The organism is Priestia sp. JNUCC 25, from assembly GCF_053667915.1.
Genome location: NZ_CM132211.1, coordinates 4,800,350 through 4,819,306, shown reverse-complemented (window position 1 = coordinate 4,819,306; position 18,957 = coordinate 4,800,350). Strand labels below are relative to the sequence as shown.

Sequence of the window (18,957 nt, the reverse complement as noted above, 5' to 3'; positions counted from 1 at the left end):
AAGGAGAGTTTTAAAATGCCAGCAATTCTTGACATTTATGCACGCGAAGTATTAGATTCTCGCGGTAACCCAACAGTTGAAGTTGAAGTATATACTGAATCAGGCGCTTTCGGACGCGCTTTAGTACCAAGTGGTGCTTCTACTGGTGAATACGAAGCAGTAGAATTACGCGATGGTGACAAATCTCGCTACCTAGGTAAAGGTGTATTAAAAGCAGTAGAAAACGTAAACGAAATTATCGCTCCTGAATTAGTAGGTATGGACGTAACTGATCAAATCGGTATCGACCGCCTTATGATCGAGTTAGACGGTACTGAAAACAAAGGTAAATTAGGTGCCAACGCTATTCTTGGTGTATCTATGGCAGTAGCTCACGCAGCAGCTGATTTCGTAGGTCTTCCATTATACCGTTACCTTGGTGGATTCAACGCTAAGCAATTACCAACTCCAATGATGAACATCATCAACGGTGGTTCTCATGCTGATAACAACGTTGACTTCCAAGAATTCATGATCTTACCTGTAGGAGCTCCTACATTTAAAGAAGCAATCCGTATGGGTGCTGAAGTATTCCACGCGTTAAAATCTGTTTTATCTGCTAAAGGCTTAAACACAGCTGTAGGTGACGAAGGTGGTTTCGCTCCTAACTTAGGTTCTAACCGTGAAGCATTAGAAGTAATTGTAGAAGCAATCACAAAAGCTGGTTACGAAGCTGGTAAAGACATCCAATTAGGTATGGACGTAGCTTCTTCTGAGTTCTTCAACAAAGAAACTGGTAAATATGACTTAGCAGGCGAAGGCCGTACAGGCGTAACTTCTGCTGAAATGGTAGATTTCTACGAGCAGTTAGTTAACGAATTCCCAATCGTTTCAATCGAAGACGGTTTAGACGAAAATGACTGGGATGGTCACAAGCTATTAACTGAGCGCATTGGCGGAAAAGTACAGCTTGTTGGTGACGATCTATTCGTAACAAACACGAAAAAACTTGCTCAAGGTATCGAACAAGGCGTAGGTAACTCTATCCTTATCAAAGTTAACCAAATCGGTACATTAACTGAAACGTTCGAAGCTATCGAAATGGCTAAACGTGCTGGTTACACAGCAGTAGTTTCTCACCGTTCTGGTGAAACTGAAGATGCAACAATCGCTGATATCGCTGTTGCAACAAACGCTGGTCAAATCAAAACTGGTTCTATGAGCCGTACAGATCGTATTGCGAAATACAACCAATTACTACGCATCGAAGACGAGCTAGGTGTTCTAGCTGTATACGATGGCGCTAAATCTTTCTACAACTTAAAAAAATAAGTTGAAAGTATAAAAAACGGATGACGATTGTCATCCGTTTTTTTACGTTAAAATCCGTTGTATTTAACTGCCATTACTTGTACGAGAGGGTTTTTTATGATAAATTAACCTTAGCGTAGTGCGCGTACTTTATCCCCGGTAATGCCAATCAGAAGGGATGAAGAAACCCCGCTGATTGACTATTACTTGGTGTAGGAGGTGTGTCTTAGTGCATACATTGCTGATTACTTTGCTAGTGATTGTTTCAATTGCTTTGATTGTTGTGGTCGTTTTACAATCAAGTAAAACTACTGGATTATCTGGAGCTATTTCCGGTGGAGCTGAAACGTTATTTGGGAAACAAAAAGCACGTGGAATTGACTTAGTTTTACACCGTTTGACAGTAGTGTTATCTATCCTATTCTTTGTATTAACACTTGCTGTATCTTATTTCAAACTTTAATATGTTACTGGATAGACTGCCACCTAATGCATATGTACTTGGTGTATACCAACTTATGTATTAGGTGGTTTTTTAATGGGTGTGTTGAATACTTTAATTTCATTTTTAAGTAATGATATAATATAGCTTTAGAAAAAAGTACTAAATATAGTATAAAAGCGTAAAAGTTGATGGCCACATCTCTTGTTATGTGATGGCCGTCACATAAATACATGTTTTTTTCTATTAGGACTGCAGATATTATAACTAAAAGGAGTTAAATGATATATGAAAATTGCACAACCAAAGCCATTTACATTTGAAGGCGGCGAAAAAGCTGTTTTATTACTTCATGGTTTTACCGGAAATTCTGCTGACGTTCGTATGTTAGGTCGTTTTTTAGAGAAAAAAGGATACACATGCCACGCACCTCATTACAAAGGACATGGCGTAGCGCCTGAAGAACTTGTTCATACTGGTCCAAAAGATTGGTGGAAAGATGTCATGGACGGCTATGAGTTTTTGAAAAGCAAAGGTCATGAAAGTATTGCCGCTGTAGGTCTTTCACTAGGTGGCGTATTTTCACTGAAATTAGGTTACACTGTACCTATAAAGGGTATTGTGCCTATGTGCGCCCCTATGTATATAAAGAGTGAAGAAGTCATGTATGAAGGTGTTTTAGCGTATGCACGCGAATATAAAAAGCGTGAAGGTAAATCGTCTGAACAGATTGAACAAGAAATGGAAGAGTTCAAGCAAACACCAATGAACACATTAAAGTCTTTACAGGAATTAATCGCTGAAGTGCGAAATTCAGTTGATATGATTTATGCACCGACATTTGTTGTACAAGGTCGTCATGATCATATGATTAATACAGACAGCGCCAATATTATTTATAATAGCGTCGAGTCTCCTACAAAAGATATAAAATGGTACGAAGAATCTGGTCATACCATTACCTTTGATAAAGAGCGTGATCAGCTTCACGAGGATGTATATGCATTTTTGGAATCACTTGATTGGTGATAGAGATAATACGAATAAAGAAAAAGGAGGGACATGATGTGAAAGAAGAAAATCAGCCCTATATAAATGAAATATTGGATTTTATGAAAAGGGATAATTACAAACCTTTGACTGTCCAAGAGCTTGCAAAAGAATTTAATACTGAGGATGCAGAGTCATTCAAAGAGTTTGTGAAGGCACTTGTTATTATGGAAGAGAAGGGTTTAATTATCCGAGCAAGAAACGATCGCTACGGGCTGCCGGAACAAATGAATTTTGTCAAAGGGAAAGTAAGCGGACATGCAAAAGGATTTGCATTCGTAGTTCCTGAAGAAAAAGATGCGGGTGATGTATTTATTCCCCCTACTGAAACAAACAATGCTATGCACGGAGATATTGTGCTTGCAAGAGTGTCATCAGAATCATCAGGTGCTCGTCGTGAAGGAACCATTGTAAAAATCTTAGAACGAGGTACCCAGCAAATTGTAGGTACGTATACGCAAAGCAAAAATTTTGGCTTTGTGATTGCGGATGACAAAAAAATTGCAGGTGATATCTTTATTCCCAAAGCAGCAAGAAACGGTGCAGTTGAAGGCCATAAAGTAGTAGTAGAACTGACAACCTATCCGGAAGGCCGCATGAACGCAGAAGGAAAAGTTGTTCAAATTCTTGGACATAAAAACGATCCGGGGATCGATATCATTTCTGTTATCCATAAGCACGGTCTTCCTCAAGAATTTCCTGCTGATGCTTTAACACAAGCAATTGATACACCTGAAACGATTGACGAAAAAGATATCGGCAACCGCCGCGATCTTCGTGATCAAGTTATTGTAACCATTGACGGAGCAGATGCAAAAGATTTGGATGACGCCGTAATGGTTACAGAGCTTGAAAATGGAAACTACAAATTAGGCGTCCATATTGCAGATGTAAGTCACTACGTTAAAGAAGGTTCTCCGATTGATGTAGAAGCAGCAGAGCGCGGAACAAGCGTCTATTTAGTAGACCGAGTTATTCCGATGATTCCTCACCGTTTATCTAATGGAATTTGCTCATTAAATCCAAAGGTTAACCGTTTTACGCTTTCTTGTGAGATGGAAATCGATCCACAGGGTGAAGTAGTGAAACATGAGATTTTTGAAAGTGTCATCAAAACGACAGAACGAATGACGTATTCAGACGTTAACAAAATCTTAGTGGATAAAGACGAAGAAGTGTTAGAACGCTACGAGCCAATTGTTCCGATGTTTGAGCGTATGGAAAAGCTGGCAGCTATTCTTCGTAAAAAGAGAATGGATCGCGGTGCCATTGATTTTGATTTCAAAGAGGCAAAAGTATTAGTAGACGATGATGGCCATCCTCACGATGTTATTTTGCGTGAACGTTCGGTTGCTGAAAAGCTAATCGAAGAATTTATGCTAGCGGCGAATGAAACAGTAGCAGAACATTTTCACTGGATGAACGTACCGTTCATTTATCGTATTCATGAAGATCCAGATGCAGAGAAGCTTACTCGTTTCTTAGAGTTCATTACAAACTTTGGTTACACGGTGAAAGGAACAGGAAACGATATTCATCCGCGTGCGCTGCAGGATATTTTAGAAGAAGTAAAAGGTACGCCTGAAGAGATGGTTATTTCAACTGTTATGCTTCGTTCGATGAAACAAGCGAAATATGAAGCAGAAAGTTTAGGCCACTTTGGTTTATCAGCTGAGTTCTATACGCATTTTACGTCTCCAATTCGTCGTTATCCGGATTTAATCGTTCATCGTCTAATTCGCACGTATTTAATTGAAGGAAAAACAGATCAGCAAACGCAAGAAAAATGGCGCGAGCTTCTGCCTGATGTTGCTGAGCATTCTTCTAATATGGAACGTCGTTCAGTTGACGCTGAGCGGGAAACGGACGATATGAAAAAAGCTGAGTTTATGGCTGATAAAGTTGGGGAAGTATTTAATGGTATTATTAGCTCTGTTACTAACTTTGGAATGTTCGTGGAGCTAGAAAATACGATTGAAGGTTTAGTTCACGTCAGTGACTTAACAGATGACTATTATCGTTACGACGAACGTCACTATGCGATGATTGGAGAAAAAACGGGCAATGTCTTCCGGATTGGAGACGAAATTGAAGTGAAAGTCGCCGATGTGAATAAAGACGAGCGTTCAGTTGACTTTATTATTGTAGGAATGAAAGAAAGCCGCAAACGCTTATCTAAAGACCGTCCTAAAGTGATTAAAGCAAAACAAAAGTCACGCAAAGATGATAAAGGAAAAGGTCGCGAGGGCAGCCGAAGCAAAAATGAAGAGTGGTCTACTCAAAAGCCAAAGAAGAAAAAGAAAAAGAGATTCTTCGAGGGTGCCCCAAATGTTAAGCGCAAAAAGAAAAAGCGTAAATAATCGAAATCGACAGCAGTGAAGCAGAAGGGTATTCCTTCTGCTTCAAAACAGCTCCATTAAACGTTTTAGTTGTTGTTTAGATTTCCATACAGTAAAATGATACATAATATCATACATATACGTAAGTACGGCTGAAGGGAAGGAACGTTTTATGCCAAAAGGTGAAGGGAAATTAATTGCACAAAACAAAAAAGCCCGCCACGACTTTTTTATTGAAGAAACATATGAGACGGGTATTGTTCTACAAGGAACGGAAATCAAATCAATTCGTAATGGGCGTGTAAATTTAAAGGACTCTTTTGCTCGTGTGCAAAACGGAGAAGTATTTCTACACAATATGCACGTTAGTCCTTACGAACAAGGAAATCGATACAATCATGAGCCGTTGCGTACACGAAAGCTATTGCTCCATAAGCGTGAAATCAGCAAGCTAATTGGCTATTCAAAAGAAACGGGTTATTCATTAGTTCCTTTAAAAGTGTATTTAAAAAATGGATACGCAAAGGTTTTACTAGGGCTTGGTAAGGGTAAAAAGAAATATGACAAGCGTGAAGACTTAAAGCGAAAAGAAGCGAAGCGCGATATCGAACGAGCATTTCGTGATCGTCAAAAGATGTGACATTACAAAATCTTACAATTGCAAAATGCTCATTTTGTGATATAATAAGTATTGTTATCAGTTAGATTTCATTTTGCATACTGAAGTCGCTATCTGATGTAAGATTTTTTCTTACACATTCCGACTCCCTTTTATATGGGGACGTTACGGATTCGACAGGGGTAGTTCGAGCTTAGGTTGCGAGTCGAGGAGATGGCCTCGTTAAAACATCAACGCCAATAATAACTGGCAAATCTAACAATAACTTCGCTTTAGCTGCATAATAGTAGCTTAGCGGTTCCTCCCTCCATCGCCCATGTGGTAGGGTAAGGGACTCACTTTAAGTGGGCTACGCCGGAGTTCGCCGTCTGAGGACGAAGGAAGAGAATAATCAGACTAGCGACTGGGACGCCTGTTGGTAGGCAGAACAGCTCGCGAATTATCAATATGCCAACTACACTCGTAGACGCTTAAGTGGCGATATTTCTGGACGTGGGTTCGACTCCCACCGTCTCCACCAATACATATTGTATGGTGGCTTACCTTACTTATAACAGGAGTTAATCAAATGTATGTTCTTCATTTGATTAGCTCCTTTTTAATTTATGATGTATGTAAAAAGGATGCCTCTTACACAAAGAGACATCCTTTTACTTTTGTTTAAGCTGAACAAAAAGCAGCATAAGAAAGGAAAGAAAGACGATTGAAATAACCCATAGCCAAGCGAGATTCATGTTTCCAGAGTCAATCGCTACGTAGATAGCGGTAGGCACAGTTTGAGTTTCACCTGGAATATTGCCAGCAAACATCAAAGTGGCTCCAAACTCTCCGAGTGCTCTTGCCAGACTTAGCACTCCTCCTGTTACGATGGCTTTAGAAGCTAAAGGGATGGAAATAAAGAAAAAGACTTTCCATTCGCTTGCACCATCTACTCGAGCTGCGTCTTCAATTTCGTAATCTACGCCTTGAAAGCCTGTTTTGGCAGATTGATACATAAGCGGAAACGCAACGACAACGGATGCAATAACAGCTGCCCACCATGTGAAAATCACAGGTTGTTGAAAGACCCATTCAATTGCCCGGCCGAGCAGGCTGTGTTTCCCGAATATGACAATCAATAAAAATCCAACAACGGACGGAGGGAGCACCAACGGGAGCATTAACGCGGTTTCAATCATCACTTTTCCCTTAAAGTGTTTCCTGGATAACAGTTTTCCTATAACAGTGCCTAAAATAATAACGACAAATCCTGCTACTAATGCGATTTTAAGCGATAGCTGAAGAGGAGATAAAAATTCTTGAATCATAGCGGCCTCAATGTGCAGTGAAACCGTATTTCTTTAAAGTGTCAAGAGCTGTCTTACTTTGTAAAAATTGATAAAAAGCTTTTGCTTCTTGTGGATGTTTCGAATCCTTAATAACGCCTACAGGATATACAATTGGTTTGTGAGTGCTATTATCTGCAGTAGCGACAATCTTCACCTTTTTTGAAATCAAGGCATCGGTTTTATAAACCACCCCAGCTTCAACGTTTCCTGTCTCAACGTAGGAAAGCACCTGGCGTACGTCTTTCGCATAGACGGTTTTTGGCTCAATGTTTTTCCAAAGGTTCATGTGTTCAAAAGTCTCCTTCGCATACTGTCCGGCAGGAACGGATTCTGGTATTCCAAGTGCAATTTTTTGAACAGCCGGCTTTGGTAGATCTTCAAAATTTGTGATAGCAGACGTATTATTCTTTGGCACGATAAGCACAAGGTCATTGCCAACCAAGTCAGTACCATTCTCCTTGGAGATAGCTCCTGCTTTTACTAGTGCATCAAACTTGTCTTCTGCTGCTGAAAAAAATAAATCAACAGGTGCGCCGTTTGTAATTTGCTGTTGCAGCGAGCCTGAAGCTCCAAAATTAAATTTCAAGTCTATATTTGGATGCTTTTTTTCATATTGCTTTTGAATATCAGTGAGCGCATCTTTTAAGCTGGCCGCAGCGGATATCGTTAAGCTGATGTTTTTGTGCTGAGCTGCGGATTGATCGGTATTTGTTTCGTTCGAACAAGCAGCAGTAAACATAATTAAAAATAATAGTGCGAATAAGGGTTTAAAGTATTGTTGCATCGTGTCACCTCAGTTAGTTGTAGTAAAGCAATTTAGTATAACTATATCACGTTCATTTAAAATTTGACTTCCTAAAAAGAAAACAGCGACTTGAAAGGGGGAAAACTTTCAAGTCGCTGCTTCATTTATTCTTCCAACGCTTTGCCCATTCCTTTTAAAAAGTGAAGCCCAAATCCAATTGCACGATTGACATCTGGATCGTTTAGCGCTTTTATAAGAGCTAATGCACTTACTTTTTTTCCTGTTTTTACATACTCATTCGCTTCGTTCATACCAGCTGTTGCGCTATTTACAAGTTTAGCAGTTACCTCTGGATCTGCCTTCATCAAACCGCTGCTTGCACCCATAAGAGTATTAATTAAATTAGTTACCGGTTCTCTGGAAATTTGATGAAGCGCAATTTTTGAGATTTTTTCTTTCGCTTGAATCATTGAATCAGCAGCTTCAAGAACACCCATGTCGTTAAGTTCGCCAACAATACCGAGAATACGGTTCAACGCTTCTTCATTATCTGCCAGCAGAGAAGTTAAATCTTCTAATTTTTGTTGTTTTTCTTCTTCCTCGCTTAGAAGAGGTTTCTTAATTTCTGTAATAGGTTGTGCCATCTTTTCTCCTCCTATTTACTTGTTAAATGGACGTAGCCAGGACGGTTCCATTTACGCTGAACCTCGACCCCATTTTGAGGATGACGTTTTTTGTTACGCGGATTTGTAGACGGTAAAGGCGTTTCTCCACCTTTACTTAATACTTCCATCCGTACTTTTGTTTGTTTGTAAGCCGGCGTATTTGTTCGTTGGTCGACTGCAGGTCCCGTCAAGAAGTTAATAGCCGAATCTTTATGAACAGAGTGCATTGGAAGATACAGCTCATTCGCTTTTACTCGCTCTGTAATTAATGCCTGTACTTTTACTGTTCCAAACGGTGAGATTAATCTGACAAGCGAACCTTCTTCAATTTCACGCTCCTTGGCAAGCTGAGGTGAAATTTCTACAAATACTTCCGGTACTTTTGATTGGATGCCGCTCGATTTATTGGTCATATTCCCTTCATGAAAATGTTCTAACATTCTTCCATTATTAATGTGTAGATCATATTCTTCTGGGAATTCGGCAGGAAGTACCCAATGTGATAAAGCAAAGCGCGCTTTTTTATCTGGGAAATTAAACCCATCGACGTAAAGTAACGGCGTGCTTTTCCCCTCTAAGCTCCCCCATAAGAAGCTATTCCAGCCTTCAAGGTTTTCGTAGCTGGCTTGGCTGAATAGGGGTGATAGACTAGCCATTTCTGCAAAGATATCACCAGGATGTGTATACGTCCAGTTCGCCCCTAAGCGGTTGGCAATCTCTTGAACAATCCACCAATCCGGCTTTGAATCACCGAGCGTTGGTAATGCTTGATATAATCTTTGGACACGTCGCTCTGTATTGGTAAACGTTCCGTCTTTTTCAAGAGAAGGAACAGCAGGAAGTACAACATCAGCATATTGAGCCGTTCTCGAAAGGAAAATGTCTTGGACGACAAAAAAATCTAAATTTGATAATATTTCATGCACGTGGTTAGCATTTGAATCAACAAGAGCCATATCTTCTCCGACAAGGTACATGGCCTTCATTTTTCCTTCATCAATTGAATGCAGCATTTGAATATTATCAAGCCCTGGCTTATCTTTAATTTTTACACCGTATGCTTTTTCAAATTTCGCCCGGGCGACTGAGTCTGTGACGTGCTGATAGCCTGGAAGCCAAGCCGGAAGAGTTCCCATATCACATGCTCCTTGGACGTTATTGTGGCCTCGGAGCGGATAAGCGCCTGCTCCAGGGCGTCGATAGTTTCCAGTAGCAAGCAACAGGTTTGAGATAGCCGCTGATGTATCAGAGCCTCCCGTATTTTGCGTTACGCCCATGCCCCACAGCACACAGGTTCCATCGGCGTCTCGAATCATTTCAGCTATTTGAATGAGCGTTGCTGCTGGAATACCCGTAATTTGTTCAGCATATTCAAGCGTGTACTTTTCAAGCAAAGAGTGAAAGTCTTCAAAATAGTTGACGTTTTCTTGGATGAATTTTTCATTGTGCCATCCTTGGTCAATCATGTATTTTGTTACAGCCATTAGCCATACTTGGTCCGTACCTTGTTTTGGACTGATAAAAATGTCAGAGCGTTCAGCCATTTCGTTTTTGCGCAAATCTGCGACAATTAGTTTTTGGTCATGAAGCTTATGCGCGCGTTTGATACGAGTTGCTAATACAGGGTGACCTTCAGCAGGGTTAGCTCCAACGATGATAACCAGTCCAGCTTTTGCGATGTCTTTTATCGTGCCGGCATCGCCTCCCATTCCCACTGTTCGAAATAATCCATCAGTTGCAGGAGACTGACAGTAGCGAGAGCAGTTGTCTACGTCATTTGTTTCAAACATTTGGCGAGCCAGCTTTTGAATAACATAGTTTTCTTCGTTTGTAATCTTAGAAGAAGAAATAAAACCAACTGATCCATGTCCATACTGCTGATTAATAGAGCTTAACCTGCTTGCTACTAAGTCGAGGGCTTCTTCCCATGACGACTCTACAAATGCGCCATTTTTTCGGATTAAAGGCTTAGTAATACGTTTTTCAGAGTTTACAAAATCCCAGCCGAATTTTCCTTTCACACAGGTTGAAATAGCATTTGCGGGAGCATCAGAGCTAGGCTGAACTTTAAGGATTTCACGGCCTTTTGTCCATACTTCAAATGAACATCCAACTCCGCAAAATGTACAGACAGTTTTTGTTTTTTTCGTGCGTGTTTCGCGCATAGCGGCTTCCACTTCTGAAACAGCAAAAATTCCGCTGTATCCAGGTTCTACTTCTTTAACTAAATCAATCATTGGGTTTAAAACGTCTTTTGGAAGTCCAGTCATAAATCCAGCTTCTCCAAGCATGGATTTTTCCATTAAGGCATTACAAGGGCATACGGTTACACATTGACCGCAGCTCACACAAGAAGATTCATTGATTGCTACACCGTCATCCCAGAGAACGCGGGGACGTTTCGCTTCCCAGTCGATAGAGAGTGTTTCATTAACTTGAAGATTTTGACAAACCTCTACGCATTGTCCACAAGCAATGCATTGATTAGGGTCATAACGGTAGAACGGATGAGACATATCGACTTCATTCTCTGAGGCCTTTGGCGTATAGGGGTATTTTTGATGTTCAATCTCCATCATTTCAGCCGTGTTATGTAATTTACAGTTTCCGTTGTTATTATCGCAAACGGTGCAGTATAGCAAATGATTCTCTAATAAACGATCCATTGCTTCCGTCTGTGCCGCTTTTGCGGGTGCTGATTGTAATTCAATCTTCATGCCGTTTTCAGCTTTTGTAGAACAAGAACGAACTAACTCGCCATTCATTTCAACGATACATGTGTCACAAGTTTGAATAGGGTCTACTTCAGGCACATAACAAATCTGAGGGTGCTCAATGCTTTGCTGGTTAATAATTTCGAGTATGGTAGAGCCTGAAGCTGCCTTGTATTCGTTGCCATTTATATGAACAGTGATGGTTTCACGACTCATTTGTTTTCCTCCTTTATATAAAAACAAAAAACCACCATGAATACACACGCCTAATTAAATAAGGGAAGTGCAATCATGGTGGAATAGTTTACTAGCAGGTCTTACTAATATGCCAATCCGGCCCATTTATATCGTTAAGAAAAAGTGATAGAGTAATAACAATTCATTATTATTATTATTCCATCTCGGTTATTTATAATTATATCGCTACGTTTTTAAATGCACAACTTTTTTAAATACCCAACTCTCTTCAAAAGTTTTGCTGCAAAGATTTTAGGCTTTTATTTTTTGAAGTGTTGATTTATGATAAAAAAACTGTAGGAATAAAATGCACAATTTAATTTTAATCGGTGGGAGAGCGTTGATTATGTCAAAAACTATTCATGAATTTAATGATATTATTCGGAAGCTTCGAAAAGATTTATTTGGAAAAGGACCGGAAAGAATACATACGGTTTTTGTTGAAAATATGGCTGTCTCAACACTGTATGGAAATTTAACTCCGACAGAAACATTTATTGCAAGCACTTCTGAAGGATGTGACATGGTTCATCTAGCTCGAACAAAAATGATCCAAGATGTATATGCATCGAATCCGCCGGAAGGGCTAGAAGAATTGGTAGGAGCAAAGTTGGTTAATTTATTTTCAGATATGAAAATAAAAGAAAATATAGCGGTTTCCGTATTCGTTTTTGATAAAAACATTATTTAAAAAAGGAGACATCACATGAACTCGACCGTTAAGAAGCGTACAGTTCTTAGATTTAAAAATGGTCAAATGGAAAGCGTGGAAGATAAAATTGTAACGGAGTTTCCTGTGACTGTGAAAATTAATGAAGAAGAGTTTGTCACGATGGTATGTAGCCCACAATACATTGAAGATATGGTAATTGGCTATTTAGCATCTGAAGGGGTTATTCGAGCATACACAGACATTAAAAACATATGGGTTCAAGAAAAGGAAGGGTATGTTCATGTTACAATAGATAAATTAAACCCGTATTTTCAAAACCTTCAAAATAAACGATATATCACGTCTTGCTGCGGGGCGAGCAGACAAGGGTTTGTCTTTATAAATGATGCGCTGACTGCTAAAAAAATGAACGGTATATCGGTAGAACTTTCAATTAAGGATTGTTTTCAATTGATGAATAAGCTGCAGCAATCTGCTGCTACGTTTCAAGAAACGGGTGGCGTTCATAACGCTGCTATTTGTGATAAAAATGGCTTTATGCTTAGCAGAATGGACATTGGTAGGCATAATGCTCTAGATAAACTATACGGGTATTGCTTAAAACACCATATTTCAATTAGAGATAAAGTAGTCGTTTTCAGCGGCCGTATTTCTTCAGAAATTTTGTTGAAAGTAGCGAAGATCGGGTGTGAAGTGGTTCTTTCAAAATCTGCCCCGACTGAACTTGCTTTAAATCTAGCAGAAGAATTGGGAATTACAACGGTAGGGTTTATTCGAAATGATTCGTTGAATATTTATACATGCCCGGAAAGAATTTTAAGAGAGAGTTAATCTGCTGTGGAGAAGCTGACAGCTAGAGAGAGGAGAGATGAAGCAGATGTCATACGCTATAGTTGATACTTTAAAGCGTCCTTTACGAGACTTGCGTTTGTCAGTAACAGATCGCTGTAACTTTCGCTGTCGATATTGTATGCCTGAAGAAATTTTTGGGGCAGACTATCCATTTTTACCTGCCGAAAACATTCTTTCGTTTGATGAATTAGAGAGACTCACTAGATTATTCGCATTGCTAGGAGTAAAAAAAGTGCGTATAACGGGAGGAGAGCCGCTGCTAAGAAAAGGCTTGCCAGATCTAATCAATCGTCTGAAGCAAATTGAGGGTATAGATGATATTGCCATAACAACAAACGGCTCACTGTTAAAGAAGCATGCAGAAGCCTTATCAAAAGCGGGATTATCAAGAGTAACCGTTAGCTTAGACTCGCTTGATGAAGTGAGATTTCAAGAGTTGAATGGAAACCGAGGAAGCGTAAAACGAGTATTAGAAGGAATAGAAGCAGCAGCTCTTGCAGGGATTTCAGTCAAAATAAACATGGTTGTCCAAAAAGGCAAGAATGAGCAGGATATTCTTCGGATGGCTCAATATTTTAAAGACAAAAAACATACGCTGCGTTTTATTGAATATATGGATGTGGGAAATTCAAACGGATGGAAAATGGATGAGGTTATAACAAAGAAACAAATTCTTGATATAGTTGGAAAAGAAATGCCTCTTGAAGAAATTCCACCTCATTATACGGGAGAAGTAGCCACCAGGTATCGATACGTCGGGACAGAAGAGGAAATTGGTATCATTTCATCTGTCACAGATTCATTCTGTTCCACTTGTTCACGCGCAAGAGTATCGGCTGAAGGAAAGCTCTATACCTGTTTGTTCGCGTCAAAAGGATATGACCTCCGCACACTGATACGGTCAGAAGCCTCTGATCATACTGTTTGTGACACCATTTCTGATATCTGGAATCATCGGAAAGATCGGTACTCAGACGAACGAGCTAATGGAAGACAGGTCCAAGACGCTGAAAAAGTGGAAATGTCTCATATTGGTGGATAATTCAAAAAAGCTTTATACATGCCAATCACTGCGATGATTCACATTTATAAAAGTGGGATCTTCTGCTGAAAAAGGCACGCGAAGGACGTTTGTCTGATTCAACAATTGCGTAAGCCTTCTTTCACCTTGTGTAACGAGTTGTTCAATAAGAGGAAGCGTTCTACGGTGATAGAGTGCTAGAAGCGGGTGAATGTGATCAGGCTGAACAGGAAGAACAATGTCAGGTGAGTCCGTTTGAGTCAGTGTGATCATGTGATGAACAAACTCAGCATTAATAAAAGGAATATCGCAAGAAAGAATAAAGAACCATTCAGCGCAACAATCGATCGCAGTTAAAGCGTGATGAATTGCATACAAAGGACCTTGATACGGGCATTTTTCAACTGCAAATGCAACATCCTTTCTTTGAAAATAAGGGAGTAAATCTTGGTTGGTAGACACAAGTATAGGTGTGGCGTGATTTTCTTTTAGTGCATCTATACTATATTCGTAAAATGATTTCTTGTTATAGGTTTCAAACATTTTTGGTTGACCGTAGCGAGAAGATTTTCCTCCTGCTAATACAATGCCGGCAATGGACATTTATTAAATACCTCCATCAAAACATATTTGTATATTTATGCAAAAAAGCCTCCGTAAAGCAGCGTAGCTTTATGTGTATAATAGCATGTTTTTAAAGAAATATCTTTGACGAAGGAATAGATAGTGAAGTCAGAGATTGAATGAGAAAGGAAGAGAAAAGAGTGACAGAACGTTATTCACGTCAGCAGCTTTTCCAGCCCGTTGGAAACAAAGGGCAGCAGCAAATTAGAAGTAAGCATGTTTTAGTTGTAGGTGCAGGGGCTCTAGGCAGCGCTAGCGCAGAAGCCCTCGTGCGTGCTGGAATTGGAAAATTGACTCTTGTAGATCGTGATTATGTAGAATGGAGTAATCTACAGCGTCAGCAGCTTTATACAGAACAAGATGCGCAAAACAAACTACCTAAAGCTGTAGCAGCAAAAAATCGTCTGCGTCAAATAAATACGGAAGTGAAGATTGAAGCGCTGGTGATGGATGCTCAGCCTGCTAATTTAGAAAGTATCGTCCAAACAGCTGATGTAATCATCGATGCGACAGACAACTTCGACATCCGTTTTATTTTAAATGATTTGTCACATAAGTATGAAGTTCCATGGATATACGGCTCATGTGTAGGGAGTTATGGCGCCACTTATACCGTTATCCCAAATGTAACCCCTTGTCTGCACTGCATATTGAAAAAAGTGCCTGTCGGAGGAGCAACCTGTGAGACAGCAGGAATCATTAGTCCCGCTGTTCAAATTGTGGCAGCCTATCAAATAACCGAAGCATTAAAAATTTTAGTCGAAGATGTTGAAGCTTTGCGCCACACATTTCTAACCTTTGACGTCTGGAATAATCAGCATGCTGAATTTAAGACGGGCAAAATGAAAAGTGATAAATGTTCTTCTTGCGGATCGACCCAAACATATCCGTACTTAGCGTATGAAAATCAGCTTAAAACAGAAGTTCTGTGCGGCAGAGAGACGGTTCAAATCAGACCCTCGCAGCGCCATTTGTACAACTTCGATGAATTGGAAAAACGGTTAAAAAAACAGGGGAAAGTGGACCGCAATCCATATCTTCTGTCATGTCAGCTTCCAGAGCAGCGCTTTGTAATTTTTCAAGATGGCCGTGTATTTATTCATGGAACGAATGATATTCAATTTGCGAGAAGCTTATATTATCGTTTACTAGGATGAGTAAAGGAGTGAAAAGAATGAAAAGAATGAGAGAAAAGCGAACTCCTATTCCTGTCGGAGAATGCGTTGGACGAGTGATGCCGTATGCAAAAAACAGAAAGCAAGAAATCATTGCGCTTGAAGAAGCTCACGGCAGATTTTTAGCTGAAGATTTAATAGCAGATCATGATATTCCTGCTTTTGATCGTTCTCCATATGATGGTTTTGCCGTTCGGTCGCAAGATACGAAAGAAGCATCATCACTTCATCCAGTAGAACTGGCTGTTCGAGGAGAAATAGGAGCAGGTTCTGTTTTTGAACATACAGTCAGCGCGATGCAGGCTGTGCGTATTATGACAGGAGCTCCTATTCCCAAAGGCTGCGATGCGGTTGCCATGCTTGAAGTAACAAAAGAATATATAAAAGACAATCAGCCGATCGTTCAAATCAAGCGTTCGTTTAACAGCGGAGATAACATTTCTTTTCAAGGAGAAGAAACAACAAAAGGAACTGTGTTAGCTTCGAAAGGAACGTATATCACTCCGGGAGTAGCTGCTCTTTTAGCCACATTTGGCTATAGTAACGTAGCTGTCTTCAAAAAACCTGTAGTTGGATTACTTGCAACTGGAAGTGAACTAGTGGAAGTGAGTGATCCTGTTGAACGGGGCAAAATTCGTAATAGCAATGCTCATATGCTGCGTGCGCAAATTGAAAAAGCTGGAGGCGAAGTGAACTATTTTGGTATTATGCCTGATGATTTAAGTCAGTGCTACAATGCGGTAAAAGCTGCACTATCAGAAGTGGACATGCTGATTACAACGGGCGGCGTTTCAGTAGGAGACTATGATTATCTACCAGATGTGTATAAACAATTACAAGCCGAAGTTCTTTTTAATAAAATAGCGATGAGACCAGGCAGTGTAACAACGGTTGCTCGTATGGAAGAAAAGCTTTTATTTGGCCTCTCGGGAAATCCCACAGCGTGCTATGTCGGTTTTGAACTTCTGGCTCGTCCGGTAATCAGTACATATGCGGGTAAAAGAACCCCTCATCTTCGGAAAGAAAAAGCTTTGTTAGGAAAGGACTTCTTAAAGCCAAATCCTTTTATGCGATTTGTATCTGGGAGGCTTTCATACAGGGAAGGACAGCTGATTGCTTCTCCATTAAGCTTTACAAAATCTAGTGCTGTTTCTTCTTTAGCTCATGCGGATACGCTAATTATATTTCCTGGAGGGACGAGAGGATACAAAGAAGGAATGCTGGTTGACGTCTTATTGCTAGATGACGTGCGGGGAAGTGAATGGCCTTGGTAGCTTGTTGTACCGTTTTACAAGTAGTTGGATTTCAAAACAGCGGAAAAACTACTTTAGTGGAAAAGCTAATTAAAAGAGCGAAACAATTCAATCTATGTGTAGGTTCTATTAAGCACCATGGACACGGCGGACCTCCAGACAGCAGCAGTGAGCTAAAAGACAGTCATCGCCACCAGCAAGCAGGTGCCAATGTGGCAGGTGTAGAGGGAGGTGGAATCCTTCAGCTTACGGCAGATAGTAAAGACTGGAGCCTAAAAAAGCTGATTGATTTTTATCAATTTTTCTCGCCAGATGTCATTTTTGTTGAAGGATATAAAAAAGAACCCTATCCAAAAGCAGTCTTGATTCGAAGTGAAGAAGATCTTGTTCTGCTTTCCTCTCTAACCAATATTATATGCGTGATTAGCCACGTTCCGCTTAAAAAAGAAGTGCAGCGAGCATATCCAATATTTCACTTACAAGAAGACGAGCATTATCTTAATTTTTTATTGAAAGAAGTGGGGGAAAGAAGATGAACCAGCACTTATTTGAAGTAGTAAATCAGCCAATTGCCGTAGATGAAATAATTAAAAAAGTTTCTAGAAGAGACGCGGGAGCTATTACGACATTTATTGGAACGGTAAGAGAATTTACAAAAGGCAAGAAGACGCTCTCTCTTGAATATCAAGCCTATGTGCCAATGGCAGTGAAAATGCTTAGCCAAATTGGTGACGAAATTCAGGAAAAGTGGCCCGATGCTTTGACAGCTATTACTCATCGAATCGGGAAGCTTGATATAACAGAAGTCGCAGTAGTTATTGCCGTTTCTTCTCCGCATCGCAAAACAGCTTATGAAGCAAACGAGTATGCTATTGAACGTATTAAGCAAATTGTGCCAATTTGGAAAAAGGAATTTTGGGAAGACGGAACAAAATGGATTGGAGATCAGTTAGAAACGAAAGAATATCCTGAAGGAAAGCCAATGAAGGAGATGTAAAAATGATTAACGTCTTATTTTTCGCTGCTATACGTGAAGAGGCTGGAGTGGAACAAGTAACAGTTGATAAACAAGATATAACAGTGAAGGAATTAAAGGAATATGTGCAAGAAACGTATAAGCTGTCCTCTCTGAAGCAAACGATGACCGCAGTCAACGAAGAGTTTGTAACAGATGAAGAAACCATTGGAACGGGAGATACCGTCGCATTTATTCCGCCCGTTAGTGGAGGATAAAAAAAGGTGCTGAATATACAGCACCTTTTTTTATTATCTAAATTGAGCTACTTTTTCGATTGGTAAACGTACAGACGGGTAACCGCTATTTGCTGCTTTGCCGATTGAAAGTAACATAACCGGTGCATAGCGCTCTTTGTCTAAACCGAATGCTTCGGCAATTTGATCTTTTTCATAACCGCCAATAGCGTTTGTATCATAACCGTGAGCACGTGCAGCAAGCATTAACTGCATGGATACTAAACCGCCGTCAATTAATACTGTTTCTTTATTTAATTCTTCAGAAGCAGCTGCGTAGTGCGCTTTGATTTTAGGAATTTGCATGTCTCTAATTTCTTGTGGCATATAGCCTAGTTCAACAGCTTTATCGTAAATTTCATCTAAATTTTCTTCACTTTTTAAATCGCCGAATATCGCAATAACAGCTGCTGATGTTTCTACTTGTGATTGATTAAATTTAGCAAGCGGAGCTAATGTTGCTTTTCCTTCAGGGCTATCAATTACTAGAAAGCGCCAAGGCTGTGCATTAACAGAAGATGGAGCTAGCGTCGCTTCTGTTAAAATTTCTTTCATTTCTTCACGGCTGATTTTGACAGATGGGTCGTAATAACGAATAGATCTGCGCCCTGTAATAATATCTTGGAAATCATTGTTTAGTGTTTTTGTTTGTGTCATGATGAACTCTCCTTTATGTTAA

General features: G+C 39.9%; 19 protein-coding genes and 1 other RNA gene. 14 read left to right on the top strand and 6 right to left on the bottom strand.

What is annotated here, in order from left to right; translation table 11 throughout:
* The first annotated feature begins 15 nt into the window (after window positions 1-15).
* The 6 genes from eno to ssrA all read left to right on the top strand — a co-directional run bounded on the left by eno (window position 16) and on the right by ssrA (window position 6,260).
* Window positions 16-1,311: a phosphopyruvate hydratase gene (gene eno, locus JNUCC25_RS25340; RefSeq protein ID WP_013059698.1), complete on the top strand. Its 1,296-nt coding sequence runs from the start codon at window positions 16-18 to the stop codon at window positions 1,309-1,311.
* Between the two features lie 208 nt (window positions 1,312-1,519).
* On the top strand, window positions 1,520-1,753 hold the full coding sequence (gene secG, locus JNUCC25_RS25335; protein WP_013059697.1) for a preprotein translocase subunit SecG: 234 nt from the start codon (window positions 1,520-1,522) through the stop codon (window positions 1,751-1,753).
* A 267-nt stretch (window positions 1,754-2,020) separates the two neighbouring features.
* Window positions 2,021-2,761 (top strand): alpha/beta hydrolase, encoded by a 741-nt coding sequence (locus tag JNUCC25_RS25330; RefSeq protein WP_013059696.1) that lies wholly within the window; start codon window positions 2,021-2,023, stop codon window positions 2,759-2,761.
* A gap of 38 nt (window positions 2,762-2,799) precedes the next feature.
* Window positions 2,800-5,142: a ribonuclease R gene (gene rnr / locus JNUCC25_RS25325; protein ID WP_029319298.1), complete on the top strand. Its 2,343-nt coding sequence runs from the start codon at window positions 2,800-2,802 to the stop codon at window positions 5,140-5,142.
* A gap of 151 nt (window positions 5,143-5,293) precedes the next feature.
* On the top strand, window positions 5,294-5,761 hold the full coding sequence (smpB, locus tag JNUCC25_RS25320) for an SsrA-binding protein SmpB (protein WP_013059694.1): 468 nt from the start codon (window positions 5,294-5,296) through the stop codon (window positions 5,759-5,761).
* A gap of 137 nt (window positions 5,762-5,898) precedes the next feature.
* Window positions 5,899-6,260, top strand: a transfer-messenger RNA (tmRNA) gene (gene ssrA, locus JNUCC25_RS25315).
* A 130-nt stretch (window positions 6,261-6,390) separates the two neighbouring features.
* Here ssrA and modB read toward each other — a convergent pair.
* The 4 genes from modB to fdhF form a co-directional block, all read right to left on the bottom strand.
* Window positions 6,391-7,047 carry a molybdate ABC transporter permease subunit gene (gene modB, locus JNUCC25_RS25310; protein ID WP_013059693.1) on the bottom strand — a complete coding sequence of 219 codons (657 nt, stop codon included), beginning with the start codon at window positions 7,045-7,047 and terminating at the stop codon, window positions 6,391-6,393.
* Between the two features lie 7 nt (window positions 7,048-7,054).
* Window positions 7,055-7,852, bottom strand: a complete 798-nt coding sequence (gene modA / locus JNUCC25_RS25305; protein WP_454222596.1) for a molybdate ABC transporter substrate-binding protein — start codon at window positions 7,850-7,852, stop codon at window positions 7,055-7,057.
* Window positions 7,853-7,977: 125 nt separating this feature from the next.
* Complete coding sequence (locus JNUCC25_RS25300; protein ID WP_013085382.1) at window positions 7,978-8,457, bottom strand: DUF1641 domain-containing protein; 480 nt, start codon at window positions 8,455-8,457, stop codon at window positions 7,978-7,980.
* 11 nt (window positions 8,458-8,468) lie between these two features.
* Window positions 8,469-11,408: a formate dehydrogenase subunit alpha gene (gene fdhF / locus JNUCC25_RS25295; RefSeq protein ID WP_013059690.1), complete on the bottom strand. Its 2,940-nt coding sequence runs from the start codon at window positions 11,406-11,408 to the stop codon at window positions 8,469-8,471.
* A 367-nt stretch (window positions 11,409-11,775) separates the two neighbouring features.
* Here fdhF and JNUCC25_RS25290 point away from each other — a divergent pair, with 367 nt between their 5' ends.
* The 3 genes from JNUCC25_RS25290 to moaA all read left to right on the top strand — a co-directional run bounded on the left by JNUCC25_RS25290 (window position 11,776) and on the right by moaA (window position 13,996).
* Window positions 11,776-12,120 (top strand): DUF2294 domain-containing protein, encoded by a 345-nt coding sequence (locus JNUCC25_RS25290; RefSeq protein WP_013059689.1) that lies wholly within the window; start codon window positions 11,776-11,778, stop codon window positions 12,118-12,120.
* 66 nt (window positions 12,121-12,186) lie between these two features.
* Window positions 12,187-12,933: a formate dehydrogenase accessory sulfurtransferase FdhD gene (fdhD, locus tag JNUCC25_RS25285; protein WP_371388474.1), complete on the top strand. Its 747-nt coding sequence runs from the start codon at window positions 12,187-12,189 to the stop codon at window positions 12,931-12,933.
* A 46-nt stretch (window positions 12,934-12,979) separates the two neighbouring features.
* On the top strand, window positions 12,980-13,996 hold the full coding sequence (moaA, locus tag JNUCC25_RS25280; protein WP_013059687.1) for a GTP 3',8-cyclase MoaA: 1,017 nt from the start codon (window positions 12,980-12,982) through the stop codon (window positions 13,994-13,996).
* A 12-nt stretch (window positions 13,997-14,008) separates the two neighbouring features.
* Here the strand turns inward: moaA and mobA are convergent, their stop codons facing one another.
* Window positions 14,009-14,578, bottom strand: a complete 570-nt coding sequence (gene mobA, locus JNUCC25_RS25275; protein ID WP_454222594.1) for a molybdenum cofactor guanylyltransferase — start codon at window positions 14,576-14,578, stop codon at window positions 14,009-14,011.
* Between the two features lie 161 nt (window positions 14,579-14,739).
* Here mobA and JNUCC25_RS25270 point away from each other — a divergent pair, with 161 nt between their 5' ends.
* From JNUCC25_RS25270 to moaD, 5 genes are read left to right on the top strand one after another with little or no spacing between them, the layout of a single operon-like run.
* Window positions 14,740-15,756 (top strand): molybdopterin-synthase adenylyltransferase MoeB, encoded by a 1,017-nt coding sequence (locus JNUCC25_RS25270; RefSeq protein ID WP_013059685.1) that lies wholly within the window; start codon window positions 14,740-14,742, stop codon window positions 15,754-15,756.
* A 26-nt stretch (window positions 15,757-15,782) separates the two neighbouring features.
* Window positions 15,783-17,048, top strand: coding sequence for a molybdopterin molybdotransferase MoeA (locus tag JNUCC25_RS25265; protein ID WP_064472259.1), 1,266 nt, complete (start codon window positions 15,783-15,785; stop codon window positions 17,046-17,048).
* Window positions 17,036-17,563 carry a molybdopterin-guanine dinucleotide biosynthesis protein B gene (mobB, locus tag JNUCC25_RS25260; protein WP_013059683.1) on the top strand — a complete coding sequence of 176 codons (528 nt, stop codon included), beginning with the start codon at window positions 17,036-17,038 and terminating at the stop codon, window positions 17,561-17,563. The genes JNUCC25_RS25265 and mobB overlap by 13 nt, the downstream gene beginning before the upstream one ends.
* A complete protein-coding gene (locus JNUCC25_RS25255; protein ID WP_013059682.1) occupies window positions 17,560-18,024 on the top strand; it encodes a molybdenum cofactor biosynthesis protein MoaE in 465 nt (154 codons plus the stop codon). The genes mobB and JNUCC25_RS25255 overlap by 4 nt, the downstream gene beginning before the upstream one ends.
* Before the next feature lie 2 nt (window positions 18,025-18,026).
* Window positions 18,027-18,260, top strand: a complete 234-nt coding sequence (moaD, locus tag JNUCC25_RS25250) for a molybdopterin converting factor subunit 1 (RefSeq protein WP_013059681.1) — start codon at window positions 18,027-18,029, stop codon at window positions 18,258-18,260.
* Window positions 18,261-18,293: 33 nt separating this feature from the next.
* Here the strand turns inward: moaD and JNUCC25_RS25245 are convergent, their stop codons facing one another.
* On the bottom strand, window positions 18,294-18,935 hold the full coding sequence (locus JNUCC25_RS25245; RefSeq protein WP_013059680.1) for a nitroreductase family protein: 642 nt from the start codon (window positions 18,933-18,935) through the stop codon (window positions 18,294-18,296).
* Window positions 18,936-18,957: the final 22 nt, after the last annotated feature.